The sequence below is a fragment of the Bradyrhizobium barranii subsp. barranii genome (assembly GCF_017565645.3).
In the GTDB taxonomy this organism is placed as follows: Bacteria; Pseudomonadota; Alphaproteobacteria; order Rhizobiales; family Xanthobacteraceae; genus Bradyrhizobium; species Bradyrhizobium barranii.
The window spans coordinates 114,147-126,743 of the sequence record NZ_CP086138.1 but is presented as its reverse complement, the minus strand read 5'-3'; the positions used below and the strand labels follow the sequence as shown (position 1 = coordinate 126,743).

The following is a 12,597-nucleotide window of genomic DNA, read 5'->3' as shown; positions in this document are numbered from 1 at the left end:
TGCGTGAGAATTGTGGCATCGAACAATCATGATGAATCACCCGACGCCGGGCTCAACTGCGAGCTTGAGCACATCTTCGGGGGAATGCGACAACCTGAGCTTGAGCGCCTAACCATCGACGCCATTCGCGAATACCGTGCGAGCGTCGCGCTCGCCGAGACGGCCCGATTGCAGCGGCTAGCCGCAGAGGCTGGCATGGCCTCTTGTCCCGACCGTCGGGCAGAGCTCCAACGAACCCATGAACATGCGGAGACTGAGCATCGGGCGCGTCAGCTTGTCCTCAACAGCCTGATCGATCGCCTCGGTTACGTTCCCAAAATTCCCGCCGGATAATCGTCATGGCAACGACTCTGGGCCGGGCGTCGCCGTTGATCGAAGAGCAGGGTCGTCCGGTAACGTATCACAGTGGACTAGATCAACTTTTTCTCCATGGCGATACGGACGGCTTGCTGGAGATTGCTGGCGCCGAGTTTGTCGCGCGCATTGTCCAGATAGAATTGGACCGTTCGTGGCCTGATCCCAAGCAAGTCCGCGATCACATTCATTGACTTGCCGTGTGACGACCAACTGAGCGAGGTCGCCTCCTGCGTCGACAGCGTCACGTTCCCTGTCTTGAAGGACGACCCAGACGCCAGGCTGAGGCGAACGTGAATATAGGCGAGCGCCAGCGCCGCCTGCATCGGATCCCATGGCGGGACCTCGACCCGCTGCCGATCAGATGCGAGTGTGATCATCGCGGTTCGGCCATAACTTGTCCTGATCGGAACGGAAACGCCGGAGCGGATGCCGAAGTCAATTGCCTCCGAATAGAATTGCTTGATGTCACGCGAACTCCTGCGCAGCTCGCGCTCCTCCGCTGACCAGGCGAACATCCGCATGGTGCGCTTGGCGGTCGTCACGACGGGGTCGATGGTTGTGTAATGCTTTGCAAAATAAAGGCTCAACCACTCCGCAGGATAATCGCTGAAAACAACCGCATCGTCGCCGTGAACATGGATGTAGGCATAACGATCGAAGGCGGATGAGACAGCAAACTTCTTGATCGCGTTGCGAATGGAGCGCTCGTCGCGTGCCAGATCGACCGCGTCGATCAACCCCTGTAACTGCCCATCCAAACTGAGTTCCTCCTCTTCAACTTCCAAGCAAAGCGATGGAGCCTTGCTCGTCGGAGGAGCATCGCGATTCTGTCATTATTTTGATTTGATCAGCTTTTCGGAGCAACTCGACGGAATTCAACCTCTTCCTAGCTTACCCTGCTGGTCTTCATCCGATTTTGTCCTGAATCAGCCGCGGGTTCCCAATGAAAGCCACGATGCGAGAACTCGTCCGCGCGAGTGGCGGCGATTGAGACGCTGCGGTTCCACCGCCAACAGGGGAGCGCCTTCATGCTCCAGCGTGGACGCATCTAAGCCCCGCAAGAAGGAGCTGGACGATGCGCCATCTGCGCTGACTTCAGGAATACCGGTTCGATGATCCCGCACATCAGGAGATGGTCAAAGCAGTTTTTATCTCCAGGGAGCGGTCGAGCGGGTTCGAATCCCTCCTCCGCTACCAGATCCAGCGTAACCCCTTGGTTTCCACAACTGGCCGATCAAAGTTCGACGAGAGGGATGTCTCCTCGATAACGTCGGCGACCGTGGTCAATCAATTATCAAGCTCTTTTGCACGAGGCCCGGGCGGCAGCATCCCGTCAGATGCCGTCTCGTCAGGCTCATAACCTGAAGGTCATAGGTTCAAATCCTATCCCCGCAACCACTTCTGGCATAACTCACTCACCGTCCCGGTCTAACCGCCGGGACGGATGAGACGGATAACGGAGCTGGTCCAGTCGCACGCAACGTTACTCGATTAACCCATGGTGAACCGCAGAGGTCTGCTCGTCACGACAGAAAAGCGACTCGCACACGCGGTCAGCCTAGAAGAGCGGGCAGCCGATTATGGCGCAGGAGTTCGAATCCCTTCGGGGGCGCCATTCAAATCAAACGCTTACCGCAAATCACCGTTTGAGAAGACGAAACTAAAACGGTTTTTCAAACGGTTTTTTTCCTGGCGCTAGCCGACATGGTAGGGCGCTGTGATCTTCCTAATTCCCGCAGAACGGATAGCTTGAAACCTCTCGAGGGGTGACCCAACTCCGCGTACCTGTGTTGTGTTTGAATAACTACGCACTTCGTTGACGTGTCTAGTACCCACTTTTCTTGGAACGTGAGTCGTGATTCAAGGTCGGGATGATACCCGAAGCAAGAGAAGTCCACCTTTCGAGGAAAGATCGCAAGGTGCTTGAGGCGTGCTGTCGCTCACCGGTGACGTTGCAGCGCGATTTGAAGCGGGCGCGGATAGTTCTGTTGGCGGCGGATGGGCGCAGCACCCGGTCGATCGCCAAGGAAGTTGGGGTCCAGCCGCGGATTGTCAGCCTTTGGCGGCATCGCTATGCCGACCATGGCCTTGAAGGGCTGCAAGACAAGCCGCGGCCTGGCAAGCAGCCGATCTATACGAAGACGACCGACAAGCGGATTCTGAAGCTGCTGGATAAGCCGCCACCGCAAGGGTTTGCGCGCTGGACCGGCCCCCTGCTGGCCGAGGCGCTGGGCGATGTCGATGTCCAATATGTCTGGCGGTTCCTGCGCAGCCACAAGATTGACCTGGTGGCTCGCAAGTCCTGGTGCGAGAGCAACGACCCGAACTTTACGGCCAAAGCCGCCGATGTTGTCGGCCTCTATGTCGCGCCGCCGGCGAAGGCCATTGTGCTGTGCGTGGACGAGAAGCCCTCGATCCAGGCTTTGGAGCGAGCGCAGGGTTATCTGAAGTTGCCCAATGGCCGCGCCTTGACCGGCCAAAGCCACGATTACAAGCGGCATGGCACCACAACATTGTTTGCGGCGCTCGAAGTCGCCACCGGAAAGATCATCGCGCCCCATTCAAAACGCCGGCGCCGCGTCGAGTTTCTCGATTTCATGAACAGCGTCACCGCGGCTTTTCCGAACCGCAAGCTTCACGTCATCCTCGACAACCTCAACACCCATAAAAAGAACGAGGACTGGCTCAAGGCCCACCCCAACGTGCAATTTCATTTCACGCCGACAAGTGCGTCATGGCTCAATCAGGTCGAAGTATGGTTTTCCATCTTGCAGGGGCAGTCGCTCAGCGGCACCTCCTTCACGAGCCTCAAGCAGCTTCAGGAACACATCGATGCCTACGTCAACGCATACAACGACAGAGCCGAGCCCTTCGTCTGGACCAAGAAAAAGGTCCGTCAACGCCGTTTCAAAGGCCGCCGTATCACTCAGCTCTGATTCCGGGTACTAGGTCCGCGGTGCGCCCCCGCCGACGATAATCCCCTTGATCCCAAGCCGGGGGTTAGAAAACCGCGATTAGACGGTCCCTGTGACCTTTAGCACCGAGGCGCCTGGACATACGTCGCAGGCCCCCGGCCGTTAGGTCAGAGGATCCCGGTGCCGTCACGGCCGGCACCAACCGCTAATCGAGGGGTTTCTAAAGCCCCGAGGCAGCGCGTACTGCCCTGTGGTTCGCTATAGATTGAAGAGGGATTCGACGCCAGCCGTGGAGAATGCGGCAACTTCAACCAAGTTGGTAGGGTCTGAGCGGCCAAGAGCCTGCGACATGAAGGATGCGCCGATGATTGGTGACGTCCGACACCTGCTGCTCGAGGAACGAGAATGACCGCCTGGAGGCGACCGTGCGTTGCCGAACCTCCCCGCGCATGACCGAATATGCCGATAGCCCATCAAAGCGGCGACCTCACGCTCCGCGGAATCAGCCGGATCGCGGGCCCTTGCACATCAACATCAAGGAGCTTACGGCCGACAGCGTAGCGCTGCGGCCTATCAATAGACCCTGGCTCTCCAGCTGGGGCCGTTGCAATCCACAAAGGGCTATTTCGGCCTGCTGACGCCAATTCCGGTCAGATCGATCCTGATGCCCGCCTTATTGGGATTATCCGGCTCCTTGTCCTGCTGGGTCCCTTCGTCCGGACGGCTCGCAGGTCTCGCCGCGTCATTCCCGTCCACGGGCTTGTCGCCAGCGTCCGATGCCCCCTTGCGGGCCGGCAGGCTGCCGGGATCGGGCTCGTCGAATACATATTTCCCGTCGAAATACCCGCTCTCCCAGGCGTCGATCGCATCGCCGAACGCCTCGTCGACGTCGGTGCCATACCATTTGATGACGATGCGATAGACCTTGCCGAACAGCGCCGTACCCATCCTGATATTGGCGCAGGCGTCGACGAGATCGGGCTTGAGCTCGGCGACGTCGGTGACGCCGAGCCCAGCCGGATATTGGGTCACCCCAACGCGGACCATGGCGTGGCCGACGTAACGGCGGACGAGCTCCATGGCATCATCCGGCGTCTTGGGCGGCGTCATGAGGATGACGCGGTTTCCGGTCCGGACCGTGACGGCGAGCGGATCGGGTGCCCCGACCGCACGGATGAATTTCTCGACGATCGCGGGCTTCAGGCCCGGATCGGCACATTGATGAATGGTGGCGGCATCGATCATGATGATCCCCTTCAGGTGTTGAACGAGAGCACGAGCGGCAGTCCGAACAGGCGCGCCCAGGCTTCGGTACTGGCTCTTTGAATCGCCAGCATGTTGGTGCCGGCGGTCCACCAATCGTTGCCGATCGCGACAAGTACGTCGGGCGAATGGAGCATCGACTGCAGGACGGGCCAGACGAGCAGTTGCTCGTAACAGATCAAGGGCGCCACGCGGTGGCCGGCGGACTCGACGACGGGATTGGCAAAGAGGGTCCCCTGGCGCCTCCGCCTTGCCCCGTCCATGCGAGCCAGGGTTGCCACATCGAGACCGGGACCGGCATGCGTTCGCCTAGAGCCGGCGCGTGCGATCGGCGCTGACCTCCATCATGGCGTTGTCATAGCCTTCACGGTCGACGATCGCCGCACCAGCGATCACCGTGATGTCGGTGCCGCGAAGGCCATCCATCCAGACGCCGCTCGTGGTCGGTGTCCAGAGCCCGGCCGCACTCTCGGGAAGCACGACAACGCGCGCTCCGGCCCCGCCCGCTTCGCGCACGCACTGGAGAAGCGTCTGGGATTGATCGAGGTCCGGAGCCCGGCCGAGCAAACTCCCAAGCTTGGTATCGAGACCAACCCATCCGTCTGGTTGCGACGGCGCGATCCAGTGCGCGGCCGACCAGGCCCAGAAGCTAGCCGCGACGATTGCCGCGACGGGCCACTTGCCGGTCGTCATGGTGAGCAGGATGGCCGCGGTCGCGCCCAGTCCCCACCATCCCCATCCGGGAAACAAAATGCCGGCCGCGGTGATCGGCTGTGCCCATCCGACGATCCCAAAGGGAGGCACGCTCATCAGGATCGCCGCGAGCCCGAACCAAAGCGGCCTCTCCCATCCCGGCCGGCTTTGCCACAGCACGGCATGGACAAGGACGAAGACGGCCGCCGCGCCGATCCACAAGGCGATGCCGACGCCGAGATCCGTGCTGTAGAAATTGACGACGCCCTGCGGCAGCCCGTGCGATGCCGCAAGGAAATACGCCGCGCTGACTGCCGCTGAGGTCATCCTCGACGGCGCGAACGCCCACAGCGTCGGGAAGGCGCAGGCGAGCGGCAGGGCGAGCGCGTGACCGCACCAGGCAGCAGCCCCGACCGCAGCCGCGGCGACGATCATCGCCACGCCATGCCAAGCGCTAGGGACCGAAGGTGAAGACGGGCCGGGCGAGGCCGAGAACACCCGATGACGGGATCGGGCCGAAGTAGCGGGAATCATAGGAACCTGCGAAATCGGAGTGGAGATAGAGCTCGCCGTCGGGAATGACGCCGCCGGCAAAGGCTAAGAGAGGACGGCCGGCGGCATCGGTCTGCCGGACATCGGAATCGGGCAGCGGATAGCCGTCGATCGAGACCTGTTCGGCGACATCGACCTTTTGGCCACTGACGGCGACGACGGTCTTGATGAGCGGGCTTATGCCCCCGGCGCAAAGTCCGCGCCGGATGTAGCCGCGCGCGAAGGCGCGTTCGAACTCGGCCGTGTCGGGCGGACAGATGAAGACGAGATCGCCGGTGGCGGCGGCTCGATCCAGCGTCTCGATCCGCCAGAGCCCACGCGGGTAACTCGCCGTCATGTTGATGCGCAGTCCGGCGCCCCAGCCGGCGCCCGCCATGGCGGCGATGAGGCCGGCACCAGCCATCAGGATCACGAGAGGGAAACGCCGTATGCTCATTTCAGGGTCTGTCCCTGGCTCTGGGTCAGGCGCTGCCCCTCGGCCTGTTTGAGGGCCTGCGCGGTGCGCTCCCCTGCTGCGAGCTGCTGTGCCGCACGCATGGCTGGCCAGGCTTCTTTCAGCTGCTCGCGCCGCGCCGGATCCATGCCGGCGGCCGCCTTCTCGAAAGGCTGCCCGTTGGGTTCCCTGGCGGCATTCGACAGGAATGTCCGATCGCCAAAGCGCTCAGCGACGGCCTTGTTGAAACCGTCGATCTCCGCCTTCACCATCCTGTCCGCAAGCGCGAATTCGAGCGCGCTCGGCAGGTCGTTGCGGTCAATGGCATCGCGTACCCGCTCGAGCACGCGACGTGCCTCGCGCGACAAAGCGGGGATGTCGATTGCGACACGATGCCGGATCGCACGTTCTTCGGCCTCATGCTTGTGCTCGGCCTCGGCGCGCAGACGTAAGTAGCGCTCGATGTCGCGCTTGAGCGCCGGCGCATTGGCCTCCGCGCGCTGGCGCACCTGCTTATCGGACTTACCCGCCAGCATGCCGACCTTGCCGCGCAGAGCCCCGAAGGATTCTGGGCTCGAGGCAAGACGGGCGATCGTCGAGCTCGCGGCCGCGGGGTCCTTCAGCATGGCGTCAAAATTCGTCGCCCTGAACGCCCGCTCGGGATCGGCAAAGACGAGGCGGAATCGGATGGACACATCCTCCCACTGCTTCTTGATGGCGGGGTCGGCAAGGATCCTGTCCTCGACCGTGTCGATCAGGGATTTGGGGAATGTCGTTACGCCTGCGACCATGGGCTTCGCCTCCTTGTGTGCGGTGCTGATGATGGGTTTACGGCCATCGACGAGGCCGAGTTTTTCGGCGAGCGCACGCAGCCGGCGCGCGACCTCGGCGAGGCGCTGCTTCTGGCGAACCGTCCAGCGCAGGCGATCGTTCACGAGCGTGCGCGCCACCCGAACGACGTGCAGTCCACGGTTTGCGGCAAAGCGCAGCGCAGCGCGATAGAGGGCGCCGCGTTCGTAATCGAGCGTGGTCTCCTTGGCCCGGCGCTGCGACAGGATCGGGATCAGGCCGCCAGCTTTCTGGAACGAACGCCGGCCGTAATAGAGCGCGACATCCTCGCGATGGCGGGTCAGCGCGACATAGGCGAGGTGTTTGTCCAGGGACAGCGTTGCCAGCACCTTGACCCGGTCGACGGTGGCTCCTTGCGCCTTGTGCACCGTCGTCGCATAGCCGTGGTCGATGTTGCGATAGAAGCGCTGATCGACCTCGACGCGGCAGCGGCACTCGCCCTCCCCGATCTCGGCGACCAGGCGCGCAGTCCCGGCTTCCACAACTTTGCCGATCATGCCGTTCTTGACCCCGAGCGAGCCCTCGTTCTTCAGGAAGACGATCTGGTCGCCGGGCGCAAATCGGCGCTCGCCGTCCTCGGTCCGGAAGGCATGTCCCTGTTCGAGGAGACCGCGCTCGACGAGCTTGGCCCGCGCCATCTCGTTCAGCGCGCGGATGTCGCGGCGCAGATGCCCGAGGATCAAGGTCGACTTGGATGGATCGTAGTCCCGGTTCCAATCGGCGATGAGATTGTCAATCGCCTGCGCCTTCAGCTCCGAGCCAAACACACGTCCCTGCTGGCGATAGGCAGACAGAGCCTGCGCCGTCCGGCCACGGGCAAGATCGAGCGAGGCGTCGCGCATCCATTGCTGGCGCTGGCGATAGATCGTCTCGAGTTCGGCGTAGCCGATGCGTTCGACGATCGCGCGAAACGCCGCGCCGGCTTCGATCGGCTGCAGCTGTTCCGGATCGCCGACCAGGACGAGCTTGGCTCCCGCCTTTGATGCTGTTTCGACGAACAGCGCCATCTGCCGCGAGGCGACCATGCCGGCTTCGTCCAGGACAAAAACCGTTCTGTCGTCGAGGCCGTCGCGACCGCTTTTCCAGCGCAATTCCCAGGAGGCGAGCGTGCGGGATTGGATGCCCGCCTCCTTCTCCAATCCCTCGGCCGCCTTGCCCGCCAAGGCGCCGCCGACGACGCGGTAGCCTGCGGCCTCCCACACCTCGCGCGCGGCCCGCATCATCGTGGTCTTGCCGGCGCCGGCACGGCCGACAACCGCCGCGATCCGGATCCCGGACGCCAGATGCGCGATGGCGGCGCGCTGCTCGGCCGAGAGGTTGGCGTGACGCGCGGACATGGCTGCGAGGACCGACGGCTTGACCGGGAAAGCCCCACTGCCGGAGAGGTGGACCGCGCGCCGCACCATCTCGGCTTCGAGCCGGATCAGCTCGCGCGTCGTGTATTTTGCCGGCGCCCGCGCGCCCGTCGCGAAGTCGACCTGTTCCCCTTCCAGTTGGAGCACATCGGGGCTTTGCAGCACCCGCGCCATCAAGTGCTGGAAGGTTGCGGCATCGTCGACATAGCGATGCAGGAGCTTGCCGACATCTCGTTCGTCAAAGACGCTCTTCTCCCGCGAGATCATGTCGAGCACGATCTCCGGACGGCGCTGGATCCGCCGCAACGTCTCGGCCCGGTTCTCGTTGAAGACGCGCAGCCGTTCGAGGTTCGGATCGCGCCCCTCGCGCTCCGCCCGGCGCTGGATGGCCTTGGCCGCGACGCCGATATGGGTGGTCGGCACGACGTCGATCCCGCGCTCAGCGTAGGAGCGCCCATCGACCCGAATCTCGTGGCCGTTCAGGGCGAGGTGCTGGTTCTGCAGGTCGAGCCAGCCGTTGCGCTGCTCCAGGAATTCCTGCTTGTCGCCGGCCCAAAGCCGATAGGCGATCTTGCCGGATTTCATGCGCAGCGGCTGCCCGTCTTCTCCGATGACGGCGACCCGCTTCGGCCCGAATCCGTCCTCGGTGAGAGGCCGCAGCGTCGTCATCATGTGGACATGCGGATTGCCTGGCTCGTCGTGATTGACCCAGTCCGCAACCTGCCCTCGGGATAGTACCTGCTCGACCACGAACTGGCGCATCAGCGCGATGTTCTGCTCGCTCGTCAGCTCGACGGGCAGCGCGATGATAAACTCCTTGGCGAACTGCGCATCCGCTCGCTTCTCGAAGGCTTCGACCTTGTTCCAGAAGGCCTCCGACGCGCCCGCAACGGAGCGATCGGCGATCATCGTCCGAAGCCAGGCGGGGGCGTCGGCCGGGACCAGGAATTCCTCGTGGATCATCCCGCGCTTGTTGGAATAGTCGACGGTGCGGCCCTCGGCCTCGAACTCCATCTTCGCGCAATGCCGGTAGGCGGCGGCCAGCACGGCGCTGCGGCCATCGCCGCGTCCGATGAGCTGGGGTGTGAAATGGGTGATGGCCACGGCTGGAAGCGATCCTTAAGACGAACGAACATGCTGTTCGTCGGAATCGGCCGGCCCATTCGTGGGCGGGAAGCAGGACGTCGCGTCAGCGACGTATTACTGCGCCCTTGGAAGCCGCTCCTTCGGAACGGCGGGATGATCTTCGAAAGCGTCGGCTCCGCCGACCCCGTTAATTACCCGGGTCGCGCTTCGCGCTCACCCCGGCTTTCCTATTTGGCGCTTCGCGCAAATTAACAAGAAAGGTCTTCCGGAATGAAAAAGCCCTCGCGGCAGATCAGGGACGAAATCGCCAGGCTCCAGGAGCAGCTGAAGCAGGCTGAAACGCGGGAAGCCGAGCGCATGGGCCGCATCGCGCTGAGAGCCGGGATGGGCGAGATCGAGATCGACGAAGGCGCGCTGCTGTCGGCGTTCGAGGAGATCGCCGGCCGGTTTCGCAAGGGCGGAAGCCCAACAGCGAAGGCGGCCGCGGCCGTCGCGTCTGGCGCGTCTTCGGGCGTGGCTGAACAGGGCTGAACGCATGCGCCGCTCCGATTCAACTCACGCCCGCAAGAAGGACACGCGGGAGAAGATCGAGCTGGGCGGCCTCATCGCCAAGGCCGGGCTGCGCTACGAGAAGCGTGCGTTGCTGCTGGGTCTGCTGATCGACGCCGCCGACCGTCTCCGCGGCAGCGAGGTGGAACGCGAGCGCCTCATGGCGATCGGCGCGAAGGCGTTCGGTCATGAGAGCAAATAAGATCGCCCTGGCGATCGTGCCGGCCGTGCTGATGGCGAGCTTATGCCTTGTCCTCACCGGCATCGAAGCCTGGCTTTCGAAGTTCGGGACAACCCCGAACGCGCGCCTGGTGCTCGGCCGGGTCGGCATCGCCCTGCCCTACGTGGTCGCCGCGGCGATCGGCGTGGTCTTCCTGCTCGCGGCGGCCGGTGCGACGGCGATCCGCTCGGCCGGCTGGAGCGTCGTGTTCGGCGGCCTGCTGGTGGTCGCGATCGCCGTCTCGCGCGAGATCGCGCGCCCCCATTCCTTCGCCAATGCCCTGCTCGCTGGAGACCGCCTTCTCGCCTATGCCGATCCCTCGACCATCATCGGGGCGACAATCGCTGCGCTCGTGGCCGTGTTCGGGTTGCGTGTGGCTATAAAAGGCAACGCCGCCTTCGCGGCCGCTGCCCCGCGTCGCATCCGCGGCCGGCGAGCCATCCATGGCGAGTCCGACTGGATGGTGATGACCGAGGCTGCGCGGCTGTTCCCGGAGACAGGCGGCATCGTGGTCGGGGAGCGCTATCGCGTCGATCGGGATGCGGTTACGGATCGCTCCTTCCGCGCCGATGACGCCGAGACATGGGGCGCCGGGCAAGTCTCCTTTGCTCTGTTTCGATGCGTCCTTCGGCTCGTCGCACGGCATCGTGTTCGCCGGTTCCGGCGGCTTCAAGACGACCTCTGTCACGGTGCCGACGGCGCTCAAATGGGGCGGCGGGTTGGTCGTTCTCGACCCCTCCTACGAGGTCGCGCCCATGGTGACCGGACACCGGCACGGGGCGGGTCGCCAGGTCTTCGTACTCGACCCGCGCTCCTCAGGCGTCGGCTTCAACGTGCTCGACTGGATCGGCCAGCACGGCGCGACCAAGGAGGAGGATATTGCCGCCGTCGCGTCCTGGATCATGACCGATAATCCGCGCCAGGGCTCGGCGCGGGATGACTTCTTTCGCGCCTCGGCGCTGCAACTGCTGACGGCCCTGATCGGCGATGTCTGCCTGTCCGGTCATACGGAAAAGAAGGATCAGCACCTCCGCCAAGTCCGCGCCAACCTGTCCGAGCCGGAGCCGAAGCTGCGCCAGCGGCTTCAGACGATTTACGACAATTCGGAGTCCGGCTTCGTGAAAGAGAATGTCGCGCCCTTCATCGCCATGACGCCGGAGACTTTTAGCGGCGTCTACGCCAACGCCGTGAAGGAAACCCACTGGCTCTCCTATGCCAACTATGCTGCGCTGGTGTCCGGCTCGAGCTTCACGACGGCCGAGCTCGCGGAGGGCCGGACCGACGTCTTCATCAATCTCGACCTGAAGACGCTGGAGAATCATGCCGGCCTCGCCCGTGTCGTCATCGGCTCGCTGCTCAACGCCATCTACAATCGCAATGGCGAAGTGACCGGCCGCACCTTGTTCCTGCTCGATGAGGTCGCTCGGCTCGGATACTTGCGCATTCTCGAAACTGCGCGCGATGCGGGACGCAAGTATGGCATCACACTGCTGATGCTCTACCAATCGATCGGCCAGATGCGCGAGGCCTATGGCGGACGCGACGCGACCAGCAAGTGGTTCGAGAGCGCGTCCTGGATCTCCTTTTCGGCGATCAACGATCCCGAGACGGCGGACTACATCTCGAAGCGATGCGGCGACACGACGGTCGAGGTTGATCAGCTGAGCCGGTCCTCGCAAATGTCGGGTTCGTCCCGGACCCGGTCCAAGCAGCTCGCCCGCCGGCCGCTCATGCTGCCGCATGAGGTGCTGCGGATGCGGACCGATGAACAGATCATCTTCACCGCCGGGAACCCGCCGCTGCGGTGCGGACGCGCCATCTGGTTCCGGCGCACCGACATGCGGGCGTGCGTCGGCGAGAACAGGTTCTACCGGGGAGAAGCTGGCGGGCGTAGCTGATTATCGCGAAAGCGGCGATCAGGGAAAGACTCGGCCAGCATACAACAGACCGGCTGGCTCCCAACTAAAGAAAGAACGGGCGTGCGGGGAACGGCAATATTGTCGGAGATGAAAAAGTCGAGACGGAACGCATCAGCAACGACGGCATACCGGGCTCGATGCTCGGCTCGACGTATGAGCCAGCGCATCACCTCGCCCGCCTCACCCGTAAGCCGCCTAATTTTTGCCCGTTCAGGCCGCAACAAAATGCTCAGCGATTTGCGAGGAAGAAAAGCAGATGGGCGATAACACCGATCTCGAAAGCAGAGTCGCTGCAGCGATACGACACTATCGCGCGGCGCTCGACTTGGCGGAAAACCTGGAACGAGAGGACGCGTGCGCACAACGAGCGCTGTCGAGCATCCTACTCGATTTAAAGCGTGCTTTG

Annotated in this window: 8 protein-coding genes and 2 pseudogenes; 5 read left to right on the top strand and 5 right to left on the bottom strand. The window is 63.2% G+C overall.

Translation table 11 applies throughout. The features are described from left to right. Positions 1 to 12: 12 nt before the first annotated feature. The gene (locus J4G43_RS53875; RefSeq protein ID WP_225005980.1) at positions 13 to 333 is read left to right on the top strand and encodes a transcriptional repressor TraM; all 321 of its coding nucleotides are present in this window, start codon (positions 13 to 15) and stop codon (positions 331 to 333) included. Between the two features lie 77 nt (positions 334 to 410). Here the strand turns inward: J4G43_RS53875 and J4G43_RS53870 are convergent, their stop codons facing one another. Further along, complete coding sequence (locus J4G43_RS53870; protein ID WP_038953819.1) at positions 411 to 1,115, bottom strand: autoinducer binding domain-containing protein; 705 nt, start codon at positions 1,113 to 1,115, stop codon at positions 411 to 413. Positions 1,116 to 2,228: 1,113 nt separating this feature from the next. Between J4G43_RS53870 and J4G43_RS53865 the strand changes: the two genes are divergently transcribed. Further along, positions 2,229 to 3,293 (top strand): IS630-like element ISRj1 family transposase, encoded by a 1,065-nt coding sequence (locus J4G43_RS53865; RefSeq protein WP_208089642.1) that lies wholly within the window; start codon positions 2,229 to 2,231, stop codon positions 3,291 to 3,293. Positions 3,294 to 3,893: 600 nt separating this feature from the next. Here the strand turns inward: J4G43_RS53865 and J4G43_RS53860 are convergent. The 4 genes and pseudogenes from J4G43_RS53860 to traA form a co-directional block, all read right to left on the bottom strand. Then, on the bottom strand, positions 3,894 to 4,517 hold the full coding sequence (locus J4G43_RS53860; protein WP_208089641.1) for a TraH family protein: 624 nt from the start codon (positions 4,515 to 4,517) through the stop codon (positions 3,894 to 3,896). Positions 4,518 to 4,528: 11 nt separating this feature from the next. Continuing rightward, positions 4,529 to 5,663: pseudogene (locus J4G43_RS53855) on the bottom strand (conjugal transfer protein TraB). Positions 5,664 to 5,682: 19 nt separating this feature from the next. Then, positions 5,683 to 6,216, bottom strand: coding sequence for a conjugative transfer signal peptidase TraF (gene traF / locus J4G43_RS53850; RefSeq protein WP_038945275.1), 534 nt, complete (start codon positions 6,214 to 6,216; stop codon positions 5,683 to 5,685). Then, positions 6,213 to 9,521 carry a Ti-type conjugative transfer relaxase TraA gene (gene traA / locus J4G43_RS53845; protein WP_208089640.1) on the bottom strand — a complete coding sequence of 1,103 codons (3,309 nt, stop codon included), beginning with the start codon at positions 9,519 to 9,521 and terminating at the stop codon, positions 6,213 to 6,215. Before traA ends, traF begins: the two co-directional genes overlap by 4 nt. A gap of 252 nt (positions 9,522 to 9,773) precedes the next feature. Here traA and traC point away from each other — a divergent pair, with 252 nt between their 5' ends. The 3 genes and pseudogenes from traC to traG all read left to right on the top strand — a co-directional run bounded on the left by traC (position 9,774) and on the right by traG (position 12,170). After that, positions 9,774 to 10,034: a conjugal transfer protein TraC gene (traC, locus tag J4G43_RS53840; protein ID WP_208089639.1), complete on the top strand. Its 261-nt coding sequence runs from the start codon at positions 9,774 to 9,776 to the stop codon at positions 10,032 to 10,034. 4 nt (positions 10,035 to 10,038) lie between these two features. Further along, positions 10,039 to 10,254 (top strand): type IV conjugative transfer system coupling protein TraD, encoded by a 216-nt coding sequence (gene traD / locus J4G43_RS53835; protein WP_038380958.1) that lies wholly within the window; start codon positions 10,039 to 10,041, stop codon positions 10,252 to 10,254. After that, a pseudogene (gene traG / locus J4G43_RS53830) lies at positions 10,241 to 12,170 on the top strand (Ti-type conjugative transfer system protein TraG). Before traD ends, traG begins: the two are co-directional and overlap by 14 nt. The last annotated feature ends 427 nt before the right edge of the window (positions 12,171 to 12,597 follow it).

What these genes read in the sequence shown, in the direction of transcription:
- traF (WP_038945275.1), bottom strand. Translation starts at nt 6,216, where the DNA reads ATGAGCATACGGCGTTTCCCTCTCGTGATCCTGATGGCTGGTGCCGGC.
- J4G43_RS53865 (WP_208089642.1), top strand. Translation starts at nt 2,229, where the DNA reads ATGATACCCGAAGCAAGAGAAGTCCACCTTTCGAGGAAAGATCGCAAG.
- J4G43_RS53860 (WP_208089641.1), bottom strand. Translation starts at nt 4,517, where the DNA reads ATGATCGATGCCGCCACCATTCATCAATGTGCCGATCCGGGCCTGAAG.
- traD (WP_038380958.1), top strand. Translation starts at nt 10,039, where the DNA reads ATGCGCCGCTCCGATTCAACTCACGCCCGCAAGAAGGACACGCGGGAG.
- traC (WP_208089639.1), top strand. Translation starts at nt 9,774, where the DNA reads ATGAAAAAGCCCTCGCGGCAGATCAGGGACGAAATCGCCAGGCTCCAG.